Source organism: Methylobacterium brachiatum (genome assembly GCF_900113845.1).
GTDB classification, from domain to species: domain Bacteria; phylum Pseudomonadota; class Alphaproteobacteria; order Rhizobiales; family Beijerinckiaceae; genus Methylobacterium; species Methylobacterium brachiatum.
Window position 1 is genome coordinate 310,342 of record NZ_FOQW01000007.1, and the last position, 26,446, is coordinate 336,787.

Below are 26,446 nucleotides of genomic sequence, written 5' to 3' on the forward strand. Positions count from 1 at the left end.
GGATCCTCTCGGCCCGAACGCGCTCAGAACGCGACCTTGTCCCCGCCCTTCAGCGCCAGCATCTCCCGCGCCTCGTCGGGCGACGCGATGGCGAGGCCGAGGCCCTCGATGATCGAGCGGACGCGGCGGACCTGCGCGGCGTTGGTCTCGGCGAGCTTGCCGGGGCCGTCCCACAGGCTGTCCTCCAGGCCGACGCGGACGTTGCCGCCCATCGCGGCCGCCATGGCGGCGATGTTCATCTGGTTGCGGCCGGCGCCCAGCACCGACCAGCGGTACTGATCGCCGAACAGCCGGTCGGCGGTGCGCTTCATGTGCATCACGTCGTCCGGATGGGCGCCGATGCCGCCCTGCAGGCCGAACACCGTCTGGATGAACAGAGGCGCCTTCACCAGCCCGCGGTCGAAGAAGTACTTGAGATTGTAGAGGTGGGCGGTGTCGTAGCACTCGAACTCGAACTTCGTCCCGTTCGGCGCGCAGGTGGTGAGGATGTGCTCGATCTGGCCGAACGAGTTGCGGAAGATGATGTCCTTGTTGCCGAGATAGTCGCGCTCCCACTGGTGCTTCAGGTCCTTGAAGCGATCGAGCATGCCGAACAGGCCGAAATTCATCGAGCCGAGATTGAGCGAGGCGACCTCGGGCTGGAAGGTCGCGGCCGGGCGCACCCGCTCCTCGATCGACATGGTCGGCGCGCCGCCGGTGGTGAGGTTCACCACGCAGCCCGAGCGCTGCTTGATCACCGGCAGGAACTTGGCGAAGGCCTCGGGCGACTGGTCGGGCTGCCCGGTCTCGGGGTCGCGGGCGTGCAGATGGATGATCGCCGCCCCGGCCTCGGCGGCGCCGATTGCGGCGTCGGCGATCTCCTCCGGCGTCACCGGCAGATGCGGCGACATGCTGGGCGTGTGGATCGCGCCCGTGACGGCGCAGGTGATGATGACTTTCCGCTGGGGGGCCATGCTCAGTCCTTCTGTGAACGCTTGTGGGCCCGCAGGGCTGCGAGCCTGTCATCCCGGCGGCGCATGCGGGCGGGCAGATCCACGGGCGCCCGCCACTGCGCCAGGATCGCCTCGGTGGCCGGCGCCTCGTAGACCGTGGGCGGGGCGGGATCGGCGGCGAGGCTCTTGTAGAAGCCGGTGTAGCGCGCGCAGTAATCGGCGATGCCGCCGGGGGCGTTGAGCTCGATCGTCTCGAACGGCCCCATGAAGCTCCAGCGCAGGCCGAGCCCGTCCGCAACGGTCTTGTCGAGATCCTGCGGCGTCACGTAGCCCTCCGCGGCGAGGCGGAACGCCTCCGCCAGCAGCGCGCCCTGGAGCCGGTTGAGAATGAAGCCCTCGATCTCCTTCAGCACCGTGATCGGCACCTGCCCGATGGCTTCGTAGGTCGCTCGGGCGCGCTCCAGGGTTGCCGTATCCGTCCACGGCGCGCCGGAGATCTCCACCAGCGGGATCAGGTGCGGCGGGTTCACCGGATGCCCGATCAGGCAGCGCCCGCGGCCGGGCAGGCCTTCCGTGAACAGCGAGCAGCGGATCGCCGAGGAGGACGAGGCGATGATCGCGTCCGGTGGCGCCAGCGCGTCGAGCTCGGCGAAAAGAGCCTGCTTCACGTCGAGCCGTTCCGGCCCGTTCTCCTGCACGAAGCCGACACCGTCGAGGCAAGCGGCGAGGCCTTCCGGTGCGCGGATGCGGCCCGCGGCCCCTTCTGGATCGGGGCAGAGCCCGTGCTCGGCCAGTGTCCGAAGGCCCTCGGTGCAGAGCGGGATCGCGGCCTCGGCGATCCCGTCGGCGGCATCGAACAGGCGCACGTCCCAGCCGGCGCGGGCGAAAATCATCGCCCAGGCCCGGCCGATCAGGCCGGAGCCGATGATCGCGACGCTGTCGGTCATAGCCATAAAACCTTTCGCCGCAGATCCTGATCCTCGCGCAGCAGGCGCGATTCGCCGGTCCATTGGACGCTGCCGCGCTCCAGCGCGACCGTACGGTCCGAGAGCGCCAGCGCGAGGTCGAGGTGGTGGTCGACGAGGATGATCGCGATCTCCTGGCGCAGACGGTCGAACGCCTCGAACAGTTCCTCGGTCACCGCCGGCGACAGGCCCTCGAACGGCTCGTCGAGGAGCAGGAGGCGGGTGTCGCCCGACAGGGCCCGGGCCACCGCCACCATCTGCTGCTCGCCGCCCGACAGGCGCGCGGCGTCGACGGTCCAGCGCTGCTTGAGCCGCGGGAAGAACTCCAGGACCTTGTCCTCGTCCCAGTGGATGCCGGCGCCGGTGAGCCGCCGCAGCCGGCCGAGTCCGAGATTCTCCGCGACGCTCATCCCGGAGAACAGCGCCCGGCCCTGCGGCACGTAGCCGATGCCGAGGCGGGCGATCCGGTCGGGCGTCAGCCCGGCGATGTCCTGGCCGGCCAGCACGATCCGGCCGGCGGCCGGGGGCGCGGTGCCGATCAGCGTCTTCAGCAGGGTCGACTTGCCGGCGCCGTTGCGGCCGAGCAGGGCCACGACCTCGCCCTTGTGCACGGTGAGGTCGACACCGTTGAGGATGTGCGACTTGCCGTAGAAGGTATCGACGCCGGCCATGGAAAGCAGCGTCTCGGGCGCCGCCGCGCTCGCCCGGGGCTTGGCGGCGATCGCCTCCGTGCCCGAGCCGAGATAGACCGCCTGGACCCGTTCGTCGTCCCGGGCATCGGCCACGGAACCGTCCACGAGCACGGCCCCGTCGGCCATGACGGTGACCCGGTCGGCGAGGCGGAAGACCCGATCGATGTCGTGCTCGACCAGCAGCACCGGGATGTCGGCCGAGAGCGCCTTGATCAGGTCGCCGACGCGCTCGCGCTCGGCGGCGGCGAGGCCGGCCAGCGGCTCGTCGAGCAGCAGCACCCGGGGCCGCGTGGCCAAAGCCAAACCCATATCGAGGAGGCGCTGCCCTCCGTAGGAGAGGCTGCCGGCCTCCGCCTTCTCGATCCCGGCGAGCCCGGTCCAGCGCAGCAGCTCGGCCGTGTCGTCGGCGATCTCCCGGACGCCGAGGGCGTCGCGCCAGGGGCTCATATGGGCCGGATGGCGCGCCTGGACCGCGAGCCGGACATTCTCCTCGACGGACAGGCCCGGGAACAGGTTGGTGATCTGAAACGAGCGGCCGAGCCCGGCCCGGGTGATGGCGTGCGGCTCGAGCCCGGCGATCTCGCGCCCGTCGAGGAGGATCCGGCCGGCATTCGGCCGGAACAGGCCGGAGAGCAGGTTGAACGCCGTGGTCTTGCCGGCGCCGTTCGGCCCGATCAGCGCGTGCAGGGTCCGGTCGGCCACCGCGAAGGACACGCCGCGCACCGCCGCCACCGGCCCGAAGCTCTTCCGGATGTCCTCGGCGACCAGGACCGGCCCGTCGGCGCGGCCCTCCGCGATAAACCGCGCGGGCACCCGGCCGGAGGCGCCGGCCCGGCGGGCCGACATGGCGGCGCCCTCGCTCGGCACGCGCCGGAACGGCCGCATCAGCCGCGCCGCGATGCCGACGAGCCCGTCCGGCGAGAACACGATAAAGGCGACGAACAGCAGCCCGAAATACAGTAGCCAGTCGGCTGTGTAGATCGACAGGAATTCCCGGAACAGGATGTAGAACAGGGCGCCGAGCGCCGGTCCGAGGAACGAGCGCATCCCGCCGATCACCACCATGGCGAGCAACTCGCCCGAGAACGCGATGGAGATCGGGTCGGCCGAGGTGAAGCGGTGGCTGTAGGCGGAGAGCGCCCCGGCGAGCCCGGTGATCGAGGCCGAGATCACGAAGGCGGCGAGCTTGTAGCGGTTGGTCGCGTAGCCGAGGAAGCCGGCGCGCTGCTCGTTCTCCCGGATCGCGACAAGCACCGTCCCCATGGGGGAACGGCGGAACCGCCAGAGCCCGACGAGGACGAGGAACGCGATGGCGGAGACGGCCGCGTAATAGGCGCCGGGCTGCTGCAGCGCCTCCCAGCGGTGCAAATTGCCGATGCCGTTCTCGCCGCCGGTGAGGTCGGTCCAGCGGAACGCGATGGCGTAGAGCATCGCGGTGAATGCCAGGGTCAGCAGCGAGAAGTAGACGCCCCGCCGCCGCAGGATCAGCGCGCCGCCGGCCAAGGCGGCAAGGCCGGTAATCGCCAGCGCGCCGACGAGCGGCAGGGCCATGTCGCCGGGCGCCAGGCGGGTCTGCAGGATCGCCACCGCGTAGGCGCCGATCCCGAACCACGCCCCGTGGCCGAAGGAGACGAGGCCGGTCCAGCCGACCAGGATGTTGAGCCCGAGGACGGCCAGCGCGAAGATCACCACATCGGTGGCGGTGATGAGCGTCAGACCGATCGCATCCAGCGCGAAGGGCAGGACGATCAGGGCGGCGAGCGCGGCCCAGAGCTGGCGGCTCTCGCGCAGGATCAGGCCGCGCTGGGGCATGGCGAGCGGCAGCGGTTCGGCGGTTCCGGACATGGGGCTGCTCCCGCTCACTCGAATCGGGCGATCTGCTCGCCGAACAGGCCGCGCGGACGCAGCAGCAGGACGAGCACCATCAGGCCGTAGACCGCGGCCTCCGTGGCCGGCGGGTAGGCGTAGGCCGTCAAACCCCGGACGACGCCGACGATCAGCGCCGCGAAGACGACGCCCCAGAACGAGCCGAGCCCGCCGATCACCACGACGACGAAGGCGAAGGTCAGGATCTCGGCGCCCATGGCGGGATGCACGCCGGTCACCGGCGCCATCATGGTGCCGGCGAGGGCGGCGAGACCGACGGCGATCGTCACGACGGCGGTCATGTAGGGCCGCAGCGAGATGCCCAGCGCCGCGACCATATCGGGGTTCTGGACGCCGGCCCGGACCACGCGCCCGAAGCTCGTGCGGGTCAGGAGCAGCCACAGGCCGCCGACGCAGGCCAATGCCACCACCAGGATGGACAGCCGGTAGCGCGAATAGATCAGGTCGCCGATGAACACCTGGCCGCGCAGCCAGCTCGGGATCCCGTAGGGCAGCGGCGCCGCCCCGAAGGCCATGCGCAGGGCCTGCTCGGCGACCATGGCGAGGCCGAAGGTCAGGAGCAGCCCCAGCGTCGGATCGCCCCGGTAGAACCGCCGGAGCAGGAACCGCTCGATCACGAGGCCGAGCACCGCGACGAGCAGCGGCGAGGCGACGAGGGCGCCACCGAACCCGATCGTCGGCGTCAGCATCACCGTCAGGTAGGCGCCGATGGCGTAGAAGGCGCCGTGGGCGAGATTCACGATCCCGCCGAGGCTGAAGATCAGCGACAGGCCCAGCGCAATCAGCAAGTACTGGACGCCGATCAGCAGGCCGTTGAGCACCTGCTCCAGGATGAAGACGAGCTGCATGGCCGCCTCACGCCGGGAAGGTGCAGGCGTTCTCGTCGCGGGTCGTCGCGAGGACCTCGAGGTTCTCGCCGGCCCCGGGCAGCGGCCCGGTCGCGGTGAAGATGTCGTAGGGGTTCTTCACCTGATCCGACGGCAGGGCGGTGATCGCGTACATCTCCTGCATCAGCTCGTGATCCCAGGGACGGAAGTAGCCCTCCCGGGTCTTGGCGATGTCGAAGGTCGCGCCCTTCTCCAGATGCTCCACGATCTTGGTGGAATCGGTCGATTTGAGCTCGTTCATGGACTGGGCGACGATCTTCATCGCCGTGTAGTCGCCCCAACCCTGGTTCTCCGGGAGCTTCTTGTACTTGGCCCGGAACGCCGCCACGAATTTCTGGGCCGAGGGCGAGTCGATCCGGTGATGCCAGATCACCGGCCAGGTGCCGAGGAAGTTGCCGGGTCCGGCGCCCCAGGCGAGCGCCGTATCGAACCCGAAGCCCGCGACCGGGAACGGCAGGCCGAACTCGCTGTATTGCTTGAGGAAGTTGGTGATCTGGGCGCCCGCGAGGTTGCAGATCACCAGGTCGGGCCGACCCTGGCGCAGCTTGAGCAGGAAGGGCGAGAAGTCGGTCAGCTCGGTGGGGATCAGGTCCTCGCCCGCGATGGTCGCCTCGTTGGCGATGAAGAACTTCTTGGCCTGCTTCAGCAGGTCGTGGCCGAAGGCGTAGTCGGCGGTGAGCGCGTAGACCCTCTTGCCCTTGATCAGGCCCTTCTCGACCAGGGCGCGGCCGGCCGCGCGGACCATCATCGTGTTCTGCGCCTCGACATGGAACAGGTAGCGCTTGCAATCCGCGCCGCGCAGCGCGTCCGAGTTCGCGCCGGTGTTGATGAACAGCACCTTCTCCCGCTGCGCCACCTGGCTGATCGCGAGCGCCGAGGCCGAGTTGATCTCGCCGACCAGGCAGGCGACGCGGTCGCGCTGGACCATGCGCTCGGCCTTCGCCGAGGCGGTCTGCGGATTGACGCTGTCCTCCGACAGGAGCTCGACCTTGCGGCCGGCGATGCCGCCGCTCGCGTTGATCTCCTCCACGGCGAGCTGGGCTGCCTGCACGGCGAACTCGCCCAGCGGCCCGAGGAACCCGGTGCGCGGGGTCAGGTGGCCGATCCGGATGACGTCGGACTGTCCCTGGGACAGGGCTGGGCTCCCGAGCGCCGGGGCGATGAGGGCCGCGCCGCCGGCCCGCAGAAGGCTGCGGCGTGAGAGAGAATCCCCGAACCGATCCGTCATCGTTCCGCTCCCGTGCGTTTCCTCCAGCCGGGCATTTTTGGTGGGCTCTGGCGGCCCGCACCCGAACTGTGATCACAGATCACTAGCGCGATAGTGCCACATTCGTCTAGTGTCGGCACATGAGTTCCATGTCGGCCCTGGCCGAACTGCCCCAGCTCGAACGGCGCACCCTCGCCGACACCGCCTACGAGGCCCTGGCCGACCTGCTCGCCTCCGGGCGGCTGGCGCCCGGCGACCGGCTGTCCCTGCGCCAGAGCGCGGCGGCGCTCGGCGTCTCCGTGATGCCGGTGCGCGAGGCCGTGAGCCGCCTCGTGGCCGACGGCGTCCTCGAAGTCGCGGCGACCCGGGCGATCCGGGTGCCGATCATGACGGCGCAGGATTTCCGGGCGCTCGCCGAGACCCGCATGGCGATCGAAGGCATGGCCGCCGCACGCACCGCCGAGCGCCGGAGCGAGGCGGACCTCGCCGCGATCCGCCGGGCCGAGGCGGCGTTCCGCGCCGAGGCCGAATCGGCGCGGCCCGACAGCGCCCAGGCCGTACGGCTCAACCGCGACCTGCATTTCGCGATCTACGCAGGCTGCGGGCTGGCGCCCCTGCACGAGATCATTGCCCGGCTGTGGCTGAAAGCGGGTCCGGTCATCAACCTCGACCTGCGCGCCCATCCGGAGCGGCTGCTCCAAGGTTTCGCGCTGCGGCGGCACGCCGAGGCGCTGGCGGCGATCGAAGCCGGCGACGGGCCGGCGGCAGCCGCCGCGCTGGCAGCCGATATCCGCGAGGCGGCCGACTTCATCATGTCCCGCGGCGGCCTTCGGGACACGTAGCTTTGGGTGCGCATCGTCCCGAAACCCGGCAACCGCCGTTCGGGACGATGCCGAGATAGGAGGGACGATATGGATCTGGGAATCGCCGGCCTGCGCGTGCTCGTGACGGCAGGCGCGGCCGGCATCGGTCGCGGCATCGTCGATGCGTTTCTCGAGGAAGGCGCGCGGGTCTTCGCCTGCGACATCGACGAGGCGGCGCTCGCGACGCTGACCGCCGAGGTCGGCCGCAGCCGGACCGATGTCGCGGACCGTGAGCAGGTCGCCGCCATGATGGATCAGGCGGTCGATCATCTCGGCGGCCTCGACGTCTTGGTCAACAATGCCGGCATCGCCGGGCCGACCGGGCGGGTCGAGGAGATCGCCCCCGAGGAATGGGACCGCTGCCTGACGGTCTGCCTCACCAGCCAGTTCAACTGCGCCCGGCTCGCGGTGCCGCATCTGCGCGCGAGCGGCAACGGCTCGATCGTCAACCTGTCCTCGGCGGCCGGCAAGTTCGGCTTCGGCCTGCGCAGCCCCTACGCGGCCGCGAAATGGGGGGTGATCGGCTTCACCAAGTCCCTGGCGATCGAGCTCGGCGAGGCGGGCATCCGGGTGAACGCGATCCTGCCCGGCCTGGTGGCCGGCGACCGGCAGCGCCGGGTCCTGGAGGCCAAGGCGCAGCAGCAGGGCACGAGCTTTGCCGAGATGGAGGCCCGCGCCTTCTCGTTCGTCTCGGTCAAGGATTACGTCACCGCCCGCCAGCTGGCCGACCAGATCCTGCTGCTCTGCTCACCCCGGGGCCGGACCATCTCGGGGCAGGCGATCTCCATCGACGGCGATACCCGGATGCTGTCCTGATCGGCCGCGCGACACGTGACGCCGCGGTGCGGATCGCGGCAGATTGAGACCGGAGCGGCACCACGACCGCGAGACTGGGAGGATCGGGAGATGCGTCTTTCGGGCAAGACTGCCTTGGTCACGGCCGCCGGCCAGGGCATCGGCCGAGCGAGCGTCCTGGCGATGGCGCGCGAGGGCGCTCGGGTGCTGGCCACCGACGTCCGGGCGGAGGCGCTGCGGACCTTCGACGGCGTGGAGAACGTCACCACCGCGCCCCTCGACGTGCTCGACCGGGCGCAAATCGAGGCGGTGGCCGGCACGCTCGACCGGATCGACGTGCTGTTCAACTGCGCCGGCTACGTCCATGCCGGCACGGTGCTCGACGCCAGCGATGCCGATTTCGACTTCGCGGTGAACCTCAACGTCCGGTCGCAGTTCTGGACGATCCGCGCGGTCCTGCCACGGATGCTTGAGGCGGGCGCCGGGAGTATCGTCAACATGGCGAGCGTCGCCGGCTCGCTGCGCGGCCTGCCGAACCGCTTCGTCTACGGGCTGACCAAGGCCGCGGTGATCGGCCTGACCAAGTCGGTGGCGGCGGATTACGTGGGCCGCGGGATCCGCTGCAACTGCGTCTGCCCGGGCACGGTCGACACGCCCTCCCTCGCCGACCGGATCAACGCGTTCGACGACCCCGTGGAGGCCCGCAAGGCCTTCATCGCCCGCCAGCCCATGGGCCGGCTGGCCAAGGCCGAGGAGATCGCCCCGCTGGTGGTGTTCCTGGCGAGCGACGAGGCCGCCTTCGTGACCGGCCAGAGCTATTCCATCGACGGTGGCATGACGATCTGAGGATTTCGACCATGAGCGAGAAGCGCCGCGTGACCCCCGCCGACCTGCGCTCGAAGGCGTGGTTCGACAATCCCCACAACCCCGGCATGACCGCGCTCTATCTCGAGCGCTACCTGAATTTCGGGCTCACGCCCGCCGAGCTGCGGTCCGGCAAGCCGCTGATCGGCATCGCCCAGACCGGCTCCGACCTGTCCCCGTGCAACCGGCACCATCTGGAGTTGGCCAAGCGCGTCCGCGACGGCATCACGGCGGCCGGCGGCGTCGCCTTCGAGTTCCCGTGCCACCCGATCCAGGAGACCGGCAAGCGGCCCACCGCCTCCCTGGACCGGAACCTCGCCTACCTGTCGCTGGTCGAGGTCCTGTACGGCTATCCCCTCGACGGGGTCGTGCTGCTCACCGGCTGCGACAAGACCATGCCGGCCTGCCTGATGGCGGCCGCCACCGTGAACATCCCGGCGATCTCACTCAATGTCGGGCCGATGCTCAACGGCTATTTCCAGAAGGAGCTGACCGGCTCCGGCACGATCGTCTGGAAGACCCGCGAGCGTCATGCGGCCGGCGATATCGACTTCCAGCAATTCATGGACATCGTCGGCTCCTCGGCGCCGTCCACGGGCCATTGCAACACGATGGGCACGGCCTCGACCATGAATGCGCTCGCCGAGGCGCTCGGCTTGGCGCTTCCCGGCTCCTCGGCGATCCCCGCGCCCTATCGCGAGCGCGGCCAGGCGGCCTACGCCACCGGCCTGCGCATCGTCGACATGGTCTGGGAGGACCTGAAGCCGTCCGACATCCTGACCCGGGAGGCGTTCGAGAACGCGATCGTGGCCAATGCCGCTATCGGCGGCTCGACCAACGCGCCGATCCACATCAACGCCATCGCCAAGCATATCGGCGTGCCGCTGACCTGCGACGACTGGGAGCGGGTCGGCTTCGAGATCCCGCTGCTGGTCGACATGCAGCCCGCGGGCCGCTGGCTTGGCGAGGAGTATTTCCGCGCGGGCGGCCTGCCGGCCGTCTTCGCCGAGCTGATCGAGGCCGGGAAGGTCCACACCGAGGCGCCGACCTGCAACGGGCTGACCGTCGGCGAGAATTATCGCGGCCGGCACAGCTGGAACCGCGAGGTGATCCGGGCCTACGAGACGCCGCTGATGGAGCGGGCGGGCTTCCTCAACCTCAAGGGCAGCCTGTTCGATTCGGCGATCATGAAGACCTGCGTGATCTCGGAGGAATTCGCCGCCCGCTACCTGCGCAACCCCGAGGACCCGATGGCGTTCGAGGGCCCCGTGGTCGTGTTCGACGGGCCGGAGGATTACCACCACCGCATCGACGATCCGGCGCTCGGGATCGACGAGAACACCGTCCTGATCATGCGCGGCGCCGGCCCGGTCGGCTATCCCGGCGCGGCCGAGGTGGTGAACATGCAGCCGCCGGGCGAGCTGATCCGCCGCGGCGTGACCTCCCTGCCCTGCATCGGCGACGGTCGCCAATCCGGCACCTCGGGCACGCCCGCGATCCTCAACGCCTCGCCGGAGGCGGCGGTGGGCGGCGGCCTGGCGCTGCTTCAATCCGGTGACCGGGTCCGCATCGACCTCAACACCCGCCGTGCCGACATCCTGCTCCCGCCCGAGGAGCTGGAGCGCCGTCGGTCCGACCTGGCGAGCCGGGGCGGCTTCCCCTACCCGGCGACCCAGACGCCCTGGCAGGAGATCTACCGGGATCAGGTGGCTCAGCTCAACGAGGGCATGGTGCTGAAGGGGGCGGTGAAGTTCCAGAAGGTGGCGCAGACGTCGGGCGTGCCACGGGACAATCACTGAGGCAGGCTTGCGGCTGAAGGACGTTCGGCGACAGCAGGGACGACTACGCTGCTGCGCAACCCGGGCATTTCCCAGCTCTTTACGGGCTGAGATTTTGTATCCGCGGCAGGAGCGATCACTGTGTCATCCCGGGGCGCCGCAGGCGCCCCGGGATGACAGGGTGGATCGCTTGGGCGTCGAGACAAGCCGCACGCGGCGACATCGACAGGGTGTGCCCAAAGGTCTCTCCTTCAACCGCCCGTTCCCTCCTCGGTGAATTTTGAATACAATTCTCTCGACGGGCGGGGACGCGCCCTCGGGAGGGATCGGCCGTGACGCAAGCCAAGGCTCGAAGTGCGGCCTCGCCGCGCGCGGCGGCGCGTCTGGACGGGGGATTGGCCCGCAAGCTCGCGGAGCAGTTGCAGGGGGAGGCGCGGTTCGACGCGTTCACCCGCGGCCGCTACAGCACCGATGCCTCGATCTACCAGATCATGCCGGCCGGGGTGGTGCTGCCGCGCTCAGCCGCCGACATCGCCGCGACCCTGCGGATCGCCGCCGATCACGGCGCGCCGGTGATCCTGCGCGGCGGCGGCACCTCGCAGAACGGCCAGCCGATCGGCTCCGGCCTCGTGGTCGATTGCTCGCGCCACTTCAACGGCATCCGCGCCTACGATCCGGAAGGCGGCACGATCACGGTCGAGCCCGGCATGGTGCTGGAGCGGCTGAACAGCCGCGTGAAGGCCGATGGCTGGTTCTTCCCGGTGGAACCCTCGACCGCCACCCGCTGCACCATCGGCGGCATGGCCGGCAACAATTCCTGCGGCGCCCGCTCGCTGCGCTACGGCAAGATGAGCGACAACGTCCTGGCGATGGAGGCGCTGCTGCCAGGCGGTGAGGCCTTCGGCTTCGGCCTGATCGGCAATGCGAGTTCCGGGGTGAGCGGCTCGGCGCACGCGGAATCCTTGGCCGAGCGCATGCGCGCCCTCGCCGTGCTTCACCGCGACGAGATCGAGGCCCGCTACCCGAAGGTGCAGCGGCGCGTGGGTGGCTACAATCTCGACGCCCTGGTCGAGCCGCGCCCGAATCTCGCGCATCTCCTCGTCGGCTCTGAGGGGACGCTCGCCGCCACGACCTCGGTGACCCTCAAGCTGTCGCGCCTGCCGGCCCACCGGGTCATGGGTGTCTGCCACTTCCCGTCGTTCCGGGCCGCCATGGAGACGACGCAGCATATCGTCGCCCTCGACCCCGTGGCGGTGGAGCTGGTGGACAACAACGTGCTGGTGCTGGGCGCCGACATCCCGCTGTTCCGGACCACGCTCGCCGACATCACCCGCGGCAAGCCGAACTGCCTGCTGTTGGCGGAGTTCGCCGGGGACGACCTTGCCGTTCTAAAGCGCGACCTGAAGCGCCTCGATGCCTGCATGGCCGATCACGGCTTCCCGGACGCCGTCGTCGAGATCCTGGAGCCGGCGCGCCAGCGCTCCGTCTGGGAGGTACGCGAGGCCTGCCTCAACATCATGATGTCGATGAAGGGCGACGCGAAGCCTGTCTCGTTCATCGAGGATTGCGCGGTGCCGCTGGAGCATCTGGCCGATTACACGGATGCGGTGACGGACGTGTTCACCAGGCACGGCACCCGCGGCACCTGGTACGCCCACGCCTCCGTCGGCTGCCTCCATGTCCGCCCGATCCTCGACATGAAGGACGGAGGCGACGTGAAGCGGATGCGCGCCATCGCGGAGGAGACCTCCGAGCTGGTGCGCCGCTACAAGGGCTCCTATTCCGGCGAGCACGGCGACGGCATCTCGCGCTCGGAATACATCGCGCCGCTCTTCGGCCCAGTCCTGACCGGCGCCTTCGAGACCGTGAAGGACGCGTTCGACCCGGAGAACAGGCTCAATCCCGGCAAGATCGTCCGGCCGCTGACCATGGACGACCGGAGCCTGTTCCGGTTCAAGCCCGACTACGCCGTGACCCAGCCGCTCAAGCCCGCCCTCGACTGGTCGGATTGGGGCGGCTTCGGCGCGGCGGTCGAGATGTGCAATAACAACGGCACCTGCCGGAAGCTCGCCGGCGGCGCGATGTGCCCATCCTACCGGGCGACCCGGGAGGAGGAGCACCTCACCCGCGGCCGGGCCAATTCCCTGCGCCTCGCGATCTCGGGCCAGCTCGGACCGGATGCCTTCACCAGCAAGGCGATGAAGCGCACCCTCGACCTCTGCGTCTCCTGCAAGGCCTGCCGCCGGGAATGCCCGACGGGCGTCGACATGGCCAAGATGAAGGTCGAGTTCCTGCACCACTACCATGCCCGCCACGGGCTACCCCTGCGCGACCGGATCATCGGCCTGATGCCGCATTACGCAGGGATCGCCGCCAAGCTCGCGCCGCTCCTCAACCTGCGCGACCGGCACCCGGCGCTGGCCGCCCTGTCGGAGCGGATGGTCGGGCTCTCGGCCAAGCGCTCGCTGCCGCGCTGGCGGCGGCCGTGGAGCGAGCAGGGCGAGGCGGCCCATCCCGGCGACGTGACCGGGGATTTCCGCGACGTCATCCTGTTCGGCGACACGTTCAACCGCGCCTTCGAGCGGGAGAACCTGGAAGCCGCCGAGCGGGTTCTTCGCGCTGCCGGCTACCGCATCCACCGGGCCTACCCGTCGCGCGGGCGGCGGCCGCTCTGCTGCGGCCGGACCTGGCTGGCCTCGGGCCAGACCGACCGGGCCCGCGCCGAGGCGCGGCGGACCCTCGACACGCTGCTGCCCTTCGTCCGGGCCGGCGCCCGGGTGGTCGGCCTGGAGCCGTCCTGCCTGCTGACCTTCCGGGACGAGTTTTCCGCCTTGCTGCCGGGCGAGGACACGGCGCTGCTGGCCAGGCAGTCGCTGCTGTTCGAGGAATTGCTGGCCGGCGACCTCGCGGCCGGCCGGATCGCGCTGCCGCTGGCGGACCAGGGCGGCCGGGTCGCGCATCTGCACGGGCATTGTCACCAGAAATCGTTCGGCGTGATGGGCTCGGTGGAGACCGTGCTGCGGTCGGTGCCGGGCCTCGACGTGCGGGTCATCGAGTCGAGCTGCTGCGGCATGGCCGGCGCCTTCGGCTACGGAGCCGAGACGATCGAGACCTCCTTCGCCATGGCGGAGCTGTCGCTGTTCCCGGCGCTGCGCGCGGCCGGGCCGGACGACCTTGTCGTGGCCGACGGGACCAGCTGTCGCCACCAGATCCATGACGGCTTGGGGCTGGAGGCTCAACACGTGGCGCGCGTTCTCGATGACGCTCTCGTGCACGCCCCCCTGCCTCGACACTGAATTGTCGTGCACCTACACATGCCGGACGGGTTGCTTTGACCTTGCGTGCACCGTCGGCTCATGAACAAAATCGACACCGGCATCGGAATCAGCCGCCGCTATCTCCATGACGAGGTGGCGGACCGGATGCGGGAACTGATCCGCTCCGGGGAGATGGAGCCCAAGGCGCGCATCAACGAGGGCGAGCTGACCGAGCGCTTCGGCATCTCGCGCACGCCGCTGCGGGAGGCGATCAAGATCCTGGCGACCGAGGGGCTCCTCGAGCTGCTGCCGAACCGCGGGGCGCGGGTCGCCAGCATCTCCGAGACGGAGCTCGAGGAGATGATGGAGGTGATCGCCGGGCTCGAGGCCACCGCCGGCGACCTGGCCTGCCGGACGATCTCCGAGGCCGAGATCGACGCGATCGAGGTCGATCACAACGCGATGGTGGCGGCCTGGAAGAGCGGCGACGAGGCCGGGTATTTCAGCTACAACCGGCGGATCCACGAAGGCATCATGGCGGCCAGCCGCAACGGCGTGCTGGCCAACATCTACGAGAGCCTGTCGGGCCGGATCCAGCGGTCGCGCTACTCTGCCCGGCAGACCCCGGACCAATGGGCCCGGGCCGTGTCGGAGCACGAGCGCATGATCGCGCTGCTGCGCGCCCGGGACGGGGCCGCCCTGGCGGTGCTGATGCGCGAGCACATCCGCGGGAAGAAGTCCGTCATCGCCGCCAATTACGGGGTTGCAGAGGCCGGCTGAGCGGTCATCTCGAACCAGAACGAGGCGCCCGGCGTGCGGGAATCGTTCGGGTAGAGGAACGGGATGTCGGGGCCGGCCCCGCGGGCGGCGAAGACCGCCGTGACCCGGGCGCGCATCGCCGGATCCTGGCAGAGATACATCACCGGGGCGGTCACCCGGAACGGCGGGGCGCCGCATAACAGCATGGCGGCCAGCAGGTACTGCTCGTTGTAGAGGCGGCAGTTCCACGCAGCCGGGTAGTCGTCCGGGATGAAGATGTCGTGGATCTGGACGATCACGCCCGGCGCGAGCCGCGGCATCACTTCGAAGAAGAACACCGTCACGTCGGAATTCGCGAAGGAGCGGTGCGATCCGTCGAAGAAGACGATGTCCCCGGCCCGCAGCTCTTCGAAGAGTGTGAGGTCGCAGCCCTCGAGGGGCGCGCGAAGGGTCCGGTCGCAGATCGCGTCGATCTCCCGCCGGGGCATCGGGTCGATCGAGGTGATCGTGGTCGGCAGGTTCAGCGCGTGGATCGTGTAGCGGGCAAAGCAGGTCGAGCAGCCGGAGCCGATCTCGAGGTAGCGGGCAGGCCGTTTCCAGGCCAGCATCGTCATCAAGGCGGCCGCGTCGAGCGCGGTGAACCAGGTGTTGTCCCAGTGCGGCGTCACCGGGTCGGCGAGGCGGGATTCGTGCGGGACGCTGTGGAGCAGGTCGGCCTGGCCCTCCAGCGCGTCGAGGAAGGCTTCGTAGGCCGCGCTCTCCCGGGCGAGGACCGAGCGCAGCTGGCCGTGCGGCGGGCTGCCGGGCGTCCAGCGGGAGGACGGCACCACCGGGTGGTAATCGTGGACCGTGTGGCTCCAGCGGAACGGCTCCGTGCTCGCCCGGAAGATATCGACGCCGGCCCGGCGCCCCGCGCTTCTCACGATGTCCTTCAGCATGCCCGTCCTCGTTCTCACGAGGCGACCTTGCTCAAGCTGCAACTTCTAGTCGAGTCAGAACGCGGGGCTACGCAATCGTCTCGGTGCGCACGATAGGGCGCGCCTTCGCCCGCTCAGGCGGCGTTCGGCGCCCAGAGGCCGGCCACCAGATCGGTGAAGCGGTCGCCCTGGACGATGACGTGGCTGCGCAGGGCCTCGGCCGCGCGGATCTCGTCGCCGGCGACGATCGCGGCGACGATCGCCTCGTGCTCGGCGAGCGATTGCGGGAGTCGTTGGCGGACCCGCAGCTGCAACCTGCGGTAGGGCGCCAGGCGGCGATGCAGCGACAATGCCTGCTCGGCCAGGAAGGCGTTGCGGCTCGCCCGGTAGACCACCGTGTGGAACACATAATTCTCGGCGTAGTAGCTCTCGGTATCCTCCTGGGCCATCGCCGCCTTGCAGCCGGCGAGCGCGGCCTGCAGGGCCTCCGAATCCTCCGGAACCAGGCGGCGGGCGGCGAGCCGGCCGCAGGCGGCTTCCATCTCCGCCATGGCCTCGAACATGGCGAGCAGCAGGTGCGGTTCCGGCGCGCTCACGATGGCGCCGCGCCGCGGCTTGGCCTGGACGAGGCCGGTGGCCGCGAGCTGGAGCAACGCCTCCCGGATCGGGGTGCGTGAGACCCCGAAGCGCGCCGCGAGCTGGTTCTCGTCGAGCCGCGACCCGAGGGCGAGCTCGCCCGAGACGATCTCGTCCTCGATCCGCTGCCGCAGCCGCTGGGCGTGACTCATCCCTCCGGTCCCTCCGCGCCGACAGGCCGGCGCCGCATCTGCCCGGTTCCTGGCTGACCGCCGGGCTTGATGCCAATCACATATGCTCCACCGTTGACAAAATATACAAGACGGTTTTTCTTGCATACAAGCACTGCAAGACAATATTGCGGCGCACAAAATCATTGCCGCCAAGAGTGCGGCGCGGGAGAGAGCAATGACGCCGACACGTCGCACGCTGGTCGCGGCCGCCCTCACGGCGCCCGCCATCCTGAGATTCGGCCTCGGCGCCGCCCAGGCCGCCACGACCCTGAAGCTGTCGCACCAGTTCCCGGGCGGGACGATCGACGAGGGCGATTTCCGCGACCGCATGTGCCGGAAATTCGCGAAGGCGATCAACGAGCGCTCGCAGGGCGCCCTGGAGGTCCAGGTCTATCCCGGCTCGTCGCTGATGAAGACGAACGCCCAGTTCGGCGCCATGCGCAAGGGCGCCCTGGACATGTCGCTCTACCCCAGCCCGTACGCGGGCGGCGAGGTGGCGGAGCTGAATATCGGCCTGATGCCGGCGCTGGTGACCTCCTACGCCCAGGCGGTGGCGTGGAAGTCGGCGCCCGTGGGCCGGAAGCTGACCGAGCTGCTGGAATCGAAGGGCATCGTCCTGGTCTCGTGGGTCTGGCAGGCCGGCGGCGTCGCCAGCCGCGAGCGGCCGCTGGTCGCCCCGTCCGACGCCAAGGGCATGAAGGTCCGCGGCGGCTCCCGTGAGATGGACCTGATGATGAAGCAGGCCGGCGCCGCGACGCTCTCGATCCCGTCGAACGAATCCTACGCGGCCATGCAGACCGGCGCCTGCGACGCGGTGATCACCTCGTCCACCAGCCTGATCTCGTTCCGGCTGGAAGAGCTCTCGAAGGCGCTGACCTCGGGCCGGGAGCGCTCCTACTGGTTCATGCTCGAGCCGATCATGATGTCCAAGACCGTGTTCTCCGGCCTGCCGAAGGACCAGCAGGACCTGATCATGGCGGTGGGCGCGGAGCTCGAAGCCTTCGGCCAGACCGGGGCCAAGGAGGACGACACCCGGGTCGAGCAGATCTTCTCCAAGGCCGGCGCCAAGGTCTCGCAGCTCGACGAGCAGGTGCTCGGCCAGTGGCGCGAACTCGCCCGCGAGACCGCCTGGAAGGACTATGCCGGCCGCAACGCGAGCTGCGCGGAACTGCTGAAGCTCGCGGAGCAGGTCGCGTGAGCCACGGCTTCGACGCGGCCACCGCGATTCCGGATGCGAAAGGCGCGGAGGAGCCCGGGCTCCCCGGCCTCCTCGGCCTGTTCGACCGGGCCCTGCGCGGCATCAACCGCGTGATCCTCGGGCTGGGCGGGCTCTGCCTCGTCGCGGCCTGCCTGGTGCTGAGCCACAGCGTCGTCGTCCGCTACCTGTTGAAGGAGCCGACCGACTGGCAGGACGAGATGGCGGTCTTCCTGATCGTCGGGGCGACCTTCTTCTCGGCCGCCGGGGTCCAGGCCAAGCGCGGCCACGTCGCGATCGAGGCGTTGACCGGCCTGCTGCCGCCGGCGGTCAACCGGATGCGGCTGATCTTCGTCGACGTGGTCAGCCTCGCCTTCTGCGCGTTCTTCGCCTGGAAGAGCTGGACGCTGGACCACGAGGCCTGGATCGACGGCCAGACCTCGCAATCGACCTGGGGGCCGCCGCTCTGGATCCCCTACACGCTGATGGCCGCCGGCATGAGCCTGCTGTGCCTCCAGTTCATCCTGCAGATCGCCGAGGCGCTGCTCTACGGGCCTCGGGCGGCCGGCTGGGCCAAGCCGAAGATCGGCATCGGCGCCGACGTCAACAAGGACATGCACGGCGCGCCCGGGGTCACGCCCCGGGGGCCCGATCCGATGGGCCAGACGATCGACGCGAGGGTGAAGTGATGAGCACGGCGGCGATCGGCTTCCTCTACGCGGGGGCCACCCTCGGGGCGATGCTGTCGGGCATCCCCATCGCGTTCGCGCTCGGCGCCGTGGCCCTGGCCTTCATGGTCGTGTTCATGCCGGGTGCCTCCCTCGATACGGTGGCCCAGAACGTCTACGAGGAGATGGCCTCGATCACCCTGCTGTCGATCCCGCTGTTCATCCTGAAGGGCGCGGCGATCGGGCGGTCCCGGGCCGGCCAGGACCTCTACTCGGCGATGCATGCCTGGATGCACCGCATTCCCGGCGGGCTCGGCATCGCCAACGTCTTCGCCTGCGCGCTGTTCGCCGCCATGGCGGGTTCCAGCCCGGCGACCTGCTCGGCGATCGGCTCGGCCGGCATTCCGGAGATGCGCAAGCGCGGCTACTCGCCGGGCTTCGCCGCCGGGATCATCGCGGCCGGCGGCACGCTCGGCATCCTGCTGCCGCCCTCGATCACCATGATCCTGTACGCGGTCGCCTCCGAGCAATCGCTCGGGCGCCTGTTCCTGGCCGGGATCGGGCCGGGGCTGCTGCTGGTCGCCCTGTTCGCCGCCTGGGCGATGTACCGGTTCCGCTCGGAATTCTCCGCCGCCAAGGCGGTGGTGGAGCGCGGCGGCCCGGCCTCGCCGATCCTGGCCGACGAGCAGTACAGCATGGCCCAGCGCTTCTCGACGCTGCCGCGGGTGCTGCCCTTCGTGATCCTGCTCACCGGCGTGATGGTGGCGCTCTACGGCGGCTACGCGACCCCCTCGGAGACCGCCGGCCTCGGCGGCCTGCTGGCGCTCGGCCTGATCGCGGCGATCTACGGCGTGTGGCGGTTCCGGGACGTCAGCCCGATCCTGGTCGCGACCCTGCGGGAATCGACCATGCTGATGCTGATCATCGGCATGTCGCTGCTCTACGCCTACGTGATGAGCTACCTGCACCTGTCGCAATCGGCCGCGGCCGCGATCGTGGCGATGCAGCTCTCGCCCTGGGTGCTGCTTGTGACGATCCTCGCCCTGGTGATCGTGCTCGGCTTCTTCCTGCCGCCGGTTTCGATCATCCTGATGACCGCGCCGATCATCCTGCCGCCGCTCAAGGCCGCGGGCTTCGATCTGGTGTGGTTCGGCGTGGTGATGACCATCACCATGGAGATGGGCCTGATCCATCCGCCGGTGGGCCTGAACATCTTCGTCATCAAGAACATCGCCCCCGACATCCCGCTCTCGGACATCATCTGGGGCACCCTGCCCTTCGTGATGCTGATGGCGGTGGCGATCCTGATCCTGTGCCTGGTCCCGAGCATCGCCATGTGGCTGCCGGACCTGCTGCTGGCGACGACGCGGTAGGAAAGGCTTCCCCGCGAACGGCGGCGCCGGTAACCTTGGCTGCGTGACCGGCGCCGCCGCCCTATCTATCGACGATGACCGACCTTCAGACCATCCAAATGCTGCACACGGCGAACGTGATCGCCGAGGACGAGATCGACGCCAGCGTCGAGGCGTTCCTGAGCGGGGCGGTGTCCGAGCCCTACCGCTTCCGCAGCGGCCACCGCCTCAACTTGGTCAAGGCGGTGCGCAGCCATCCCGGGGCGCAGGAATTCGTCGGCCGGGCGAATGTCGGCACCCTGTTGAAGCGGCCGTTCGTGCGGGCGGCGATTTTGCAGGCGCGGCCGATGAAGGGGTGAGCGCGCGTCGCCCGCGCACGCTCTCATCCTGAGATGCGCCCGCAAAGTAGGCGCCACCTCAGGACGAGGAGAGCATCTCGGATCTCGCCCGCTTCGACAGCGCCAATCCCGTCATTGCGAGCGCAGCGAAGCAACCCGGGGCCGCGGGTGTTCTTGGACCGCAACGGCGCCCCGGGCTGCGATCCGGCTCAGCGCCCCTCGGACCGCTTCACAACCGATGCGACGGTGTTCTTCTGGGACGGGGCCGCGGCATTCATCTTCGGCACCGGCTTCTTCGGCTTCTTCGTCTCGCGGTTGCCGCGTTGCTTCTCGATGCTCATGGGGCCGTCCTCCGGAGCGTGACGGCGGCTTTTCGCGTCGGGCCGACCCGTACGGCCGCCCGTCACAGGCGGGGACCTCCGATCCGCAGTCACCGGAGCCTGAAGCCGCCGTTCCGGTAATGCGGCGAGCCTGCGCCCGAACGACCGCAAAAGATAGTGTCCTCACCACGCGAAGCCTGTTCGGCCGCAACCCTTCCGAACGGCCCTGGCGCACGGCACAAGCTTTGCCATAATGCGTGGCTGATCTGGCGCGCATCGCCGCTCGGGCCGCCTCTATTCCAGGGACACTTGCATGAGCCTCGAATCCGTCAGGGCGTTCTTCGCCGAGAGGGCGCCCGACATCGCGGTGATCGAGCTGACCACCAGCACCGCCACCGTGGCCGAGGCCGCTGCCGGCCACGGCGTCGCCCCCGCGCAGATCGCCAAGACGCTGTCGATCCGGATCGGCGACCAGGTCGCCCTCGTGGTCACCCGGGGCGACGCGCGGCTCGACAACAGGAAGGCCAAGGCCGTGTTCGGCGGCAAGGTCCGGATGCTCGACCTCGCCGAGGTCGAGGCGGCGACCGGCCACCCGGTCGGCGGGGTCTGCCCGTTCGGGCTGATCGCGCCGCTGCCGATCTATTGCGACGTGTCGCTCAAGACCTTCGACGAGGTCGTCCCCGCGGCCGGCAGCACCCATAGCGCGGTCCGCATCGCACCGGACCGCATGGCAACGCTGACCGGAGCCGCCTGGGTCGATGTCTGCCAGGAGCCGGGGTGAGCGGGCATTTCCCGGCGAGGGAGGTCAGGGATAGCGCTGGCGCAACCATGCCGGCGTCGGCCGGAAGCCGCTTTCGAGCCAGGTGACGGCATCGATCGGGTGCGCCACGACGAGCGAGATCCCGTCAGCCCGCTCGTGCAGCAGGGTGAAGAGCTGGCGGATCGTGCCGTTCGAGCGGCGGACGCGCTGCGTCTCGCGGCGTTCGGAATCGTTCGTGGCAAAATCCGCGAGGTTGTCGGTGACCAACAGATCGACTCGATCGGCGATACAGAAGGCCAGCACGCCCGCATCCTCGCGGTCGTTCATGGCGAGTTGGTCCCGTCCTGCTGTCAGTACAGGCGGATTGAGCTTCTCGGGACCGACACGCATCAGACCGTCGACAACCCGGGGAAACGCGTCGGCGAGGCGATGCGGAAGGCCTTGCCGCCGAAGCACGGTTTCGAGGGTTCCGAGCATCTCCTGCGACACCGTCAGCTGAAGAGGGATCTCCCCGGCTGCAAAGGCCTGTACCATCGCGACCAAGCGCATCGGCGCCGTGCCTGTGCGCCCATGCTGCAGGGCGAGTAGGTAGGCGATCCAGACATTCACATCGAGGCAGATGCGCAGCACCGACCGGGACGGCGCTTGGCCGTCGGCGGTCTCGATGCCCGCACTCACCTCTTCGGTGTGCTGAGAGCGGTGGCAGTCTCGAGCAGGTCGAGGTCGCTCACATCTTCCGTCCGGGGGGCGAGCGGGCGCGCCTTCGCGATCAGGCTTGCCACGCGGTCGAAATTCCGGCGCGCGATTTCAACCCGTGCTGCATCCTCCCGCGCACGCCTCTGTGCGTCGGTCTCCATCGGTCGAGTGCGGGGAAGATCGGACAGCGCCATCGCCGAAGGGCCGTGTCTCTCTGGTCAACTCAACCCATGTAACGCCGCGCCGTCAGGCCTTCAACGCCCGCTCCAGGCCGGGGTGCGCTTGCCCAGGAACGCCTCCATGCCCTCGCGGAAATCCTGGCTCATGTAGCACATCAGGATCAGGTCATCGCCGGGATGCGGGGCGCCGTCGGCGGTCGGCTCCTCCTCGGCGAGGCGGCGCAAGCCTTCCTTGGTGGCCTGCATGGTCAGCGGCGCGTGGCCGGCCAGGAGCTGCGCCAGGGCGTCGACCCGGACGGTCAGCGCCGCGCAATCGTCCACGACCTCGCCGACGAGGCCGATGGCCAGCGCCTCCTCGGCGCCCACGAGCCGGGCGGTGAAGATGATGTCCTTGACCCGGGCCGGGCCGATCAGCCCGGAGAGCCGCTTGAGATTGCCCTGGCTCAGGCAATTGCCGAGCGTCCGGGCGATGGGGAAGCCGAACCGGGCGTCGCGGGTCGCGACCCGCAGGTCGCAGGCCGCCGCGATGGCCGCACCGCCGCCCGTGCAGGCACCCGCGATCGCCGCGATGGTCGGCACCCGCAGCCGCTCCAGGGCGCCGAGCACCCGGTCCATGAAGCGCTCGTAGCCCAGCGCGTCGTCGGCGGTCGCGAAGCCGCGGAACTGGGCGATGTCGGTGCCGGCCGCGAAGGCCTTGTCGCCGGCGCCGGTGATGATCAGCGCCTTCACGGCCGGGTCGGCGGCGATCGCCTCGCAGCAGGTGATCAGCCCCTGGTACATCGCGAAGGTGAGCGCGTTGCGGGCCTGCGGCCGGTTGAGGACGATCCGGGCGATCCCGGCCTCGTCGGTGGTGAACAGCAGCTCGTCGGTGGCGGGCGTGGCACTCATCGCAGGTCCTCTGGGGTTCAGGCCACGGTCTCGCGGACCACGCCCCGGTCGATCAGGCCGTCGATCTCGGAGGCGGTGTAGCCGGCTTCCGCCAGGATCGCCCGGGAATGCTCGCCGAGCAACGGCGCCGGGCCGTGGACCCGGCCGGGCGTGTCCGAGAACTTCACCGGCAGGCCCAGCGTCTTCATCCGGCCGACCCGGCTGTGCTCGACCTCCACCACCATCGCGCGGGCGAGCGTCTGCGGATCGCGGTGCATGGCGTTGACGTCGAGCACCGGCCCCGCCGGGACGCCGCCAGCTTCGAGGCGGGCGAGCCAGGCCTCGGACGTCTCCGCCCTGAAGATCGGCGCCAGGGTGGCGGCGAGGTCGTGGCGGTTGGCCATGCGGTCGCGGTTGAGCGCGAAGCGCGGATCCTCGGCGAGCGCCTCCGAGCCGATCGCCTTGAGCAACCGCAGCCAGTTGGTCTGGTTGGCCGCCCCGATGGTGATCCAGCCGTCCGCCGTCTCGAACGCCTCGTAGGGCGCGTTCAGCGGATGGGCCGAGCCCATCGGACCCGGGGCGATGCCGGTCGCCATGGCGATGGCCGATTGCCAGTAGGTGTGGGTGATCCCGGCCTCGAACAGCGAGGTGTCCACCGCCTGGCCCTGGCCGGTCCGGAGCCGGTGGGCATAGGCGGCGAGCACGCCCATGGCGGCCAGGATCCCGGCGGTGATGTCGGTTACGGGCGGCCCGCATTTCATCGGCGGCCGGCCGGGCCCCTCCCCGGTCACCGACATGAGCCCGCTCATGCCCTGCGCGACCAGGTCGAACCCAGCCCGGTCGGCATAGGGCCCGGTGCGGCCGAAGCCCGAGAGCGAGCAATAGACCAGCGCCGGGAATTCCTGCCGCAGGGTCTCGTAGCCGATGCCCAGCCGCTCCATGGTGCCGCCGCGGTAATTCTCGATGAGCGCGTCGGCGTTGGCGAGCAGGCGGCGCAGCACCGCGACGCCGTCCGGGTTCTTGAGGTCGAGGCTGAGGCCGCGCTTGCCGCGGTTCATCATCATATAGGCGGCGCTCTCACCCTCGAGCGCCGGCGGGACGGTGCGACGGGTGTCGTCGCCCTCCATCTTCTCGACCTTGATCACCTCCGCGCCCATGTCGGCGAGCATCAGCCCGCAGACCGGGCCGGCCATGATGTGGGCCAGCTCGATCACCCGCATGCCGGCGAGCGGCCCCGAACGTCCCATCTGTTCCGCCATCGCGGCGCTACTCCCCGGCCGGCACGGTCGCCACGGGGCCGACCGGCCCAGTGACGGGATCCACGAATTCGCGCTCGGGATGCATCGTGAAGGCCAGGGCGGCGCCGAGCAGGCAGAGCCCGACCGAGCCGACGAAGGGCAAGGTCCAGCTGCCGGTTAGGTCGACGATCAGCCCGAACACGATCGGCGAGACGATCGCCGCCACCGCCGAGCCAGTATTCATCAGCCCGCTGGCGGTGCCGGCATATTTCGGGGCGATATCCATCGGCACCGACCAGATCGGCCCGATCACCAGCTCGGCGAAGAAGAAGCCGGAGGAGAGCAGCAAAGCCACCAGGGTCAGGTCGCGGGTGAGGAAGACCCCGGCCAGGCTCGCGGCCGCGCCGAGGAAGCCCACCACGATCACCGAGAGGCGGGCGAGCTTCACGTTGCCGGTGCGATGGAGGATCGAGTCGCTCAGCATGCCGCCGACCGTATCGCCGACGACGCCGGCAAAGAAGACCCCGGAGGCGAACAGGGCCGAGTTCTTGAGATCGAGGCCGTAATTCTCCTTGAAGAAGCTCGGCAGCCAGCCGAGGAACAGCCACAGGGTCCAGCCGTAGCAGAAATACGTGATGGTCACCGGCAGCATGCGCCGGGTCAGCGCGCCCCACGGCACCGATTGCTTGGCCCCGACCTTCTTGGGCGGCGGCAGGGCCTCGAGCTCCTTGGCCGTGATGGTCGGGTGATCGGACGGGTCGTCGCGGAAATACAGGTACCAGATCGCGACCCAGACGAAGCTGACCCCGCCCAGGATCACGAAGCTGGTGCGCCAGCCGAAATGGTACATCAGGAAGGCCACGATCGGCGGCGCCACCGCGTTGCCGAGCCGGGCGAAGGCGTGGGTGATGCCCTGGGCGAAGCCGCGCTTGCCCGGCGCCGTCCAGTTCTGCATCGCCCGGGTGGCGGTCGGGAAGGTCGCGCCCTCGCCGAAGCCCAGCAGCACCCGGGCCAGGAACAGGCTGATCAGCCCGCCGACCAGGCCGGTAAGGATCGTGGCCGAGGCCCAGATCATGCCGCAGACGAGGAGCGTGCGCCGGGCGCCGAACTTGTCGCCGACCGAGCCGCCGATGACCTGGAAGATCGCGTAGGGATAGGCGAAGGCCGAGAGGATCAGGCCGAAATCGGTCTTCGACATGCCGAATTCGCGAATGATCTCGGCGCCGGCGGTCGCGATGTTCACCCGGTCCAGATAGGTGATGAAATACATCACGCAGAGCAGGCCGAGCACGCCATTGGTGGCGCTCATGCGCTTGAGCATCGACGGTTCCTCCGCTCTGACGGCGCCGGGTTTTCCGGTCGCCCGGCGCCTCGTCACGGGGACGGGCGCTCTTTGGTATTCGTTATTCAAACGCCTCTTGCACCGGAAGGCAACCGTGCGTCGAGGGGGGTGGGCACGAATTCAATCTGTCGGCGGAAACGCGAAACGGGAGCCGTGGGGCTCCCGTTTCGGTTTATCGATCGAGGAAGTGCAGATGCTCGGAGCGGGTCCGAGCGCGGCCTCTCTCACCGACGATTTTGTCGTGCGGCGCCGCATCCAGCGACCCCTCCAGCCAGCCGTGCGATGTGTGGACGCTCTGCTCGTTGGGGTGTCTGCCTTAGGCTGTCGGCCTACACCAAGCCCTCGCAGAGGCAGCTCAAGCGCCACCCTGTCATCAACTCAGTTGGCGGCGGCTTGAGCGTATGCGTCGCGCAGGCGTGCGTTTGCGGTGACGATGAGGCGTCGCATGAGGGCTGTGATGGCGACGATGGGCTTCTTTCCGGCGTCGCGCAGGCGCCGGTAGGCGTCCCGGAGGATGGGGTTGTGGCGGCTGGCCGCCATCGCGGCCATGAACAGGGTGCGCTTGACCTCGGGCCTGCCGACGCGGGTTCGGCGATAGGCGTCGGTGGCACCGCTCTGGTTGCGGTGGGGGGCGACGCCGGCCAGGGCGGCGGCCTGACGGCGGTCGATGCGGCCGAGTTCGGGCATGAGACCAATCAGGGCGGCGGTGGTGGCGCCGATGCCCGGGATGGCGCGCAGGACCCGCTCGGCGCGGACGAGTTCGGCGGCGGCGCGCACCAGCGCGGCGATGGCGGCGCCGAGGGCCTGGATCTGGGTGTCGAGGCAGGTTCGCAGCGCCTCCAGGCAGGTCCGCACCGGCTCGGCGCCGGGGGCGGCCAG

Annotated in this window: 25 protein-coding genes; 11 read left to right on the plus strand and 14 right to left on the minus strand. The window is 69.6% G+C overall.

All coding sequences use genetic code 11. The features are described 5' to 3' along the window. Positions 1-23 precede the first annotated feature (23 nt). Genes kce through BMZ47_RS11365 form a run of 5 tightly spaced genes read right to left on the minus strand, consistent with a single transcriptional unit; the run spans position 24 to position 6,591 of the window. Positions 24-953 (minus strand): 3,5-dioxohexanoate:acetyl-CoA acetone transferase, encoded by a 930-nt coding sequence (gene kce / locus BMZ47_RS11345; RefSeq protein ID WP_091861992.1) that lies wholly within the window; start codon positions 951-953, stop codon positions 24-26. A 2-nt stretch (positions 954-955) separates the two neighbouring features. Next, positions 956-1,879 carry a 3-hydroxyacyl-CoA dehydrogenase gene (locus BMZ47_RS11350; protein ID WP_091861996.1) on the minus strand — a complete coding sequence of 308 codons (924 nt, stop codon included), beginning with the start codon at positions 1,877-1,879 and terminating at the stop codon, positions 956-958. After that, the gene (locus BMZ47_RS11355; protein ID WP_091861998.1) at positions 1,876-4,434 is read right to left on the minus strand and encodes a branched-chain amino acid ABC transporter ATP-binding protein/permease; all 2,559 of its coding nucleotides are present in this window, start codon (positions 4,432-4,434) and stop codon (positions 1,876-1,878) included. The genes BMZ47_RS11350 and BMZ47_RS11355 overlap by 4 nt, the downstream gene beginning before the upstream one ends. A gap of 14 nt (positions 4,435-4,448) precedes the next feature. Then, the gene (locus tag BMZ47_RS11360; RefSeq protein ID WP_091862001.1) at positions 4,449-5,324 is read right to left on the minus strand and encodes a branched-chain amino acid ABC transporter permease; all 876 of its coding nucleotides are present in this window, start codon (positions 5,322-5,324) and stop codon (positions 4,449-4,451) included. 7 nt (positions 5,325-5,331) lie between these two features. After that, positions 5,332-6,591, minus strand: a complete 1,260-nt coding sequence (locus BMZ47_RS11365) for an ABC transporter substrate-binding protein (protein WP_091862004.1) — start codon at positions 6,589-6,591, stop codon at positions 5,332-5,334. Positions 6,592-6,710: 119 nt separating this feature from the next. Between BMZ47_RS11365 and BMZ47_RS11370 the strand changes: the two genes are divergently transcribed. The 6 genes from BMZ47_RS11370 (at position 6,711) to BMZ47_RS11395 (ending at position 14,907) form a co-directional block, all read left to right on the plus strand. Beyond that, entirely contained in the window at positions 6,711-7,412 is a 702-nt protein-coding gene (locus tag BMZ47_RS11370) for a GntR family transcriptional regulator (protein ID WP_091862009.1), read from the plus strand. A 69-nt stretch (positions 7,413-7,481) separates the two neighbouring features. Continuing rightward, complete coding sequence (locus BMZ47_RS11375; protein WP_091862012.1) at positions 7,482-8,249, plus strand: SDR family oxidoreductase; 768 nt, start codon at positions 7,482-7,484, stop codon at positions 8,247-8,249. Positions 8,250-8,339: 90 nt separating this feature from the next. Then, entirely contained in the window at positions 8,340-9,074 is a 735-nt protein-coding gene (locus tag BMZ47_RS11380; protein WP_007562076.1) for an SDR family oxidoreductase, read from the plus strand. A gap of 11 nt (positions 9,075-9,085) precedes the next feature. Beyond that, on the plus strand, positions 9,086-10,891 hold the full coding sequence (locus BMZ47_RS11385; protein WP_007562073.1) for an IlvD/Edd family dehydratase: 1,806 nt from the start codon (positions 9,086-9,088) through the stop codon (positions 10,889-10,891). Positions 10,892-11,202: 311 nt separating this feature from the next. After that, the gene (locus BMZ47_RS11390; protein WP_091862015.1) at positions 11,203-14,166 is read left to right on the plus strand and encodes an FAD-binding and (Fe-S)-binding domain-containing protein; all 2,964 of its coding nucleotides are present in this window, start codon (positions 11,203-11,205) and stop codon (positions 14,164-14,166) included. A 60-nt stretch (positions 14,167-14,226) separates the two neighbouring features. Next, positions 14,227-14,907 carry a GntR family transcriptional regulator gene (locus BMZ47_RS11395; RefSeq protein ID WP_007562069.1) on the plus strand — a complete coding sequence of 227 codons (681 nt, stop codon included), beginning with the start codon at positions 14,227-14,229 and terminating at the stop codon, positions 14,905-14,907. Here BMZ47_RS11395 and BMZ47_RS11400 read toward each other — a convergent pair. Together BMZ47_RS11400 and BMZ47_RS11405 are read right to left on the minus strand one after the other, a co-directional pair. Beyond that, entirely contained in the window at positions 14,883-15,824 is a 942-nt protein-coding gene (locus tag BMZ47_RS11400; RefSeq protein WP_091862019.1) for a class I SAM-dependent methyltransferase, read from the minus strand. The genes BMZ47_RS11395 and BMZ47_RS11400 overlap by 25 nt on opposite strands. 113 nt (positions 15,825-15,937) lie before the next feature. Next, positions 15,938-16,591 carry a GntR family transcriptional regulator gene (locus BMZ47_RS11405; RefSeq protein ID WP_091862022.1) on the minus strand — a complete coding sequence of 218 codons (654 nt, stop codon included), beginning with the start codon at positions 16,589-16,591 and terminating at the stop codon, positions 15,938-15,940. Positions 16,592-16,787: 196 nt separating this feature from the next. On the opposite strand from BMZ47_RS11405, the gene dctP reads away from it, so the two are divergent. The 4 genes from dctP to BMZ47_RS11425 all read left to right on the plus strand — a co-directional run bounded on the left by dctP (position 16,788) and on the right by BMZ47_RS11425 (position 20,186). Then, positions 16,788-17,810: a TRAP transporter substrate-binding protein DctP gene (dctP, locus tag BMZ47_RS11410; RefSeq protein ID WP_091862025.1), complete on the plus strand. Its 1,023-nt coding sequence runs from the start codon at positions 16,788-16,790 to the stop codon at positions 17,808-17,810. Then, positions 17,807-18,496 carry a TRAP transporter small permease gene (locus tag BMZ47_RS11415; RefSeq protein WP_091862029.1) on the plus strand — a complete coding sequence of 230 codons (690 nt, stop codon included), beginning with the start codon at positions 17,807-17,809 and terminating at the stop codon, positions 18,494-18,496. The genes dctP and BMZ47_RS11415 overlap by 4 nt, the downstream gene beginning before the upstream one ends. Further along, entirely contained in the window at positions 18,496-19,848 is a 1,353-nt protein-coding gene (locus BMZ47_RS11420) for a TRAP transporter large permease (RefSeq protein ID WP_091862032.1), read from the plus strand. Before BMZ47_RS11415 ends, BMZ47_RS11420 begins: the two co-directional genes overlap by 1 nt. A 98-nt stretch (positions 19,849-19,946) precedes the next feature. Then, positions 19,947-20,186, plus strand: coding sequence for a hypothetical protein (locus BMZ47_RS11425; RefSeq protein WP_244471642.1), 240 nt, complete (start codon positions 19,947-19,949; stop codon positions 20,184-20,186). 188 nt (positions 20,187-20,374) lie between these two features. Here the strand turns inward: BMZ47_RS11425 and BMZ47_RS29140 are convergent, their stop codons facing one another. Beyond that, entirely contained in the window at positions 20,375-20,506 is a 132-nt protein-coding gene (locus BMZ47_RS29140) for a hypothetical protein (RefSeq protein ID WP_007562055.1), read from the minus strand. A gap of 292 nt (positions 20,507-20,798) precedes the next feature. Here BMZ47_RS29140 and BMZ47_RS11430 point away from each other — a divergent pair, with 292 nt between their 5' ends. Beyond that, on the plus strand, positions 20,799-21,266 hold the full coding sequence (locus BMZ47_RS11430) for a YbaK/EbsC family protein (protein ID WP_091862035.1): 468 nt from the start codon (positions 20,799-20,801) through the stop codon (positions 21,264-21,266). A gap of 24 nt (positions 21,267-21,290) precedes the next feature. On the opposite strand, the gene BMZ47_RS11435 is transcribed toward BMZ47_RS11430, so the two are convergent. The 6 genes from BMZ47_RS11435 to BMZ47_RS11460 form a co-directional block, all read right to left on the minus strand. Continuing rightward, complete coding sequence (locus tag BMZ47_RS11435) at positions 21,291-21,923, minus strand: PIN domain-containing protein (RefSeq protein ID WP_091862036.1); 633 nt, start codon at positions 21,921-21,923, stop codon at positions 21,291-21,293. After that, positions 21,920-22,135: a hypothetical protein gene (locus tag BMZ47_RS11440; protein WP_139220969.1), complete on the minus strand. Its 216-nt coding sequence runs from the start codon at positions 22,133-22,135 to the stop codon at positions 21,920-21,922. The genes BMZ47_RS11435 and BMZ47_RS11440 overlap by 4 nt, the downstream gene beginning before the upstream one ends. A 60-nt stretch (positions 22,136-22,195) precedes the next feature. Next, complete coding sequence (locus tag BMZ47_RS11445; protein ID WP_007562051.1) at positions 22,196-23,008, minus strand: enoyl-CoA hydratase/isomerase family protein; 813 nt, start codon at positions 23,006-23,008, stop codon at positions 22,196-22,198. 17 nt (positions 23,009-23,025) lie between these two features. After that, complete coding sequence (locus tag BMZ47_RS11450; RefSeq protein WP_208601039.1) at positions 23,026-24,246, minus strand: CaiB/BaiF CoA transferase family protein; 1,221 nt, start codon at positions 24,244-24,246, stop codon at positions 23,026-23,028. 7 nt (positions 24,247-24,253) lie between these two features. Then, on the minus strand, positions 24,254-25,546 hold the full coding sequence (locus BMZ47_RS11455; RefSeq protein WP_007562046.1) for an MFS transporter: 1,293 nt from the start codon (positions 25,544-25,546) through the stop codon (positions 24,254-24,256). Positions 25,547-25,945: 399 nt separating this feature from the next. Then, positions 25,946-26,446 (minus strand): transposase (locus BMZ47_RS11460; protein WP_167369031.1); only part of this gene is annotated, 501 nt, incomplete at its 5' end.

Bases quoted from the DNA above. Each gene is read 5' to 3' on its own strand.
- BMZ47_RS11385 (WP_007562073.1), top strand. From the start codon at position 9,086: ATGAGCGAGAAGCGCCGCGTGACCCCCGCCGACCTGCGCTCGAAGGCG.
- BMZ47_RS11440 (WP_139220969.1), bottom strand. From the start codon at position 22,135: ATGGCGCTGTCCGATCTTCCCCGCACTCGACCGATGGAGACCGACGCA.
- BMZ47_RS11350 (WP_091861996.1), bottom strand. From the start codon at position 1,879: ATGACCGACAGCGTCGCGATCATCGGCTCCGGCCTGATCGGCCGGGCC.
- BMZ47_RS11445 (WP_007562051.1), bottom strand. From the start codon at position 23,008: ATGAGTGCCACGCCCGCCACCGACGAGCTGCTGTTCACCACCGACGAG.
- BMZ47_RS11455 (WP_007562046.1), bottom strand. From the start codon at position 25,546: ATGCTCAAGCGCATGAGCGCCACCAATGGCGTGCTCGGCCTGCTCTGC.
- BMZ47_RS29140 (WP_007562055.1), bottom strand. From the start codon at position 20,506: ATGAGCATCGAGAAGCAACGCGGCAACCGCGAGACGAAGAAGCCGAAG.
- BMZ47_RS11430 (WP_091862035.1), top strand. From the start codon at position 20,799: ATGAGCCTCGAATCCGTCAGGGCGTTCTTCGCCGAGAGGGCGCCCGAC.
- BMZ47_RS11420 (WP_091862032.1), top strand. From the start codon at position 18,496: ATGAGCACGGCGGCGATCGGCTTCCTCTACGCGGGGGCCACCCTCGGG.
- BMZ47_RS11380 (WP_007562076.1), top strand. From the start codon at position 8,340: ATGCGTCTTTCGGGCAAGACTGCCTTGGTCACGGCCGCCGGCCAGGGC.
- BMZ47_RS11360 (WP_091862001.1), bottom strand. From the start codon at position 5,324: ATGCAGCTCGTCTTCATCCTGGAGCAGGTGCTCAACGGCCTGCTGATC.
- BMZ47_RS11375 (WP_091862012.1), top strand. From the start codon at position 7,482: ATGGATCTGGGAATCGCCGGCCTGCGCGTGCTCGTGACGGCAGGCGCG.
- BMZ47_RS11450 (WP_208601039.1), bottom strand. From the start codon at position 24,246: ATGGCGGAACAGATGGGACGTTCGGGGCCGCTCGCCGGCATGCGGGTG.
- BMZ47_RS11365 (WP_091862004.1), bottom strand. From the start codon at position 6,591: ATGACGGATCGGTTCGGGGATTCTCTCTCACGCCGCAGCCTTCTGCGG.
- BMZ47_RS11400 (WP_091862019.1), bottom strand. From the start codon at position 15,824: ATGCTGAAGGACATCGTGAGAAGCGCGGGGCGCCGGGCCGGCGTCGAT.
- BMZ47_RS11395 (WP_007562069.1), top strand. From the start codon at position 14,227: ATGAACAAAATCGACACCGGCATCGGAATCAGCCGCCGCTATCTCCAT.
- kce (WP_091861992.1), bottom strand. From the start codon at position 953: ATGGCCCCCCAGCGGAAAGTCATCATCACCTGCGCCGTCACGGGCGCG.
- BMZ47_RS11370 (WP_091862009.1), top strand. From the start codon at position 6,711: ATGAGTTCCATGTCGGCCCTGGCCGAACTGCCCCAGCTCGAACGGCGC.
- dctP (WP_091862025.1), top strand. From the start codon at position 16,788: ATGACGCCGACACGTCGCACGCTGGTCGCGGCCGCCCTCACGGCGCCC.
- BMZ47_RS11405 (WP_091862022.1), bottom strand. From the start codon at position 16,591: ATGAGTCACGCCCAGCGGCTGCGGCAGCGGATCGAGGACGAGATCGTC.
- BMZ47_RS11355 (WP_091861998.1), bottom strand. From the start codon at position 4,434: ATGTCCGGAACCGCCGAACCGCTGCCGCTCGCCATGCCCCAGCGCGGC.
- BMZ47_RS11425 (WP_244471642.1), top strand. From the start codon at position 19,947: ATGCTGCACACGGCGAACGTGATCGCCGAGGACGAGATCGACGCCAGC.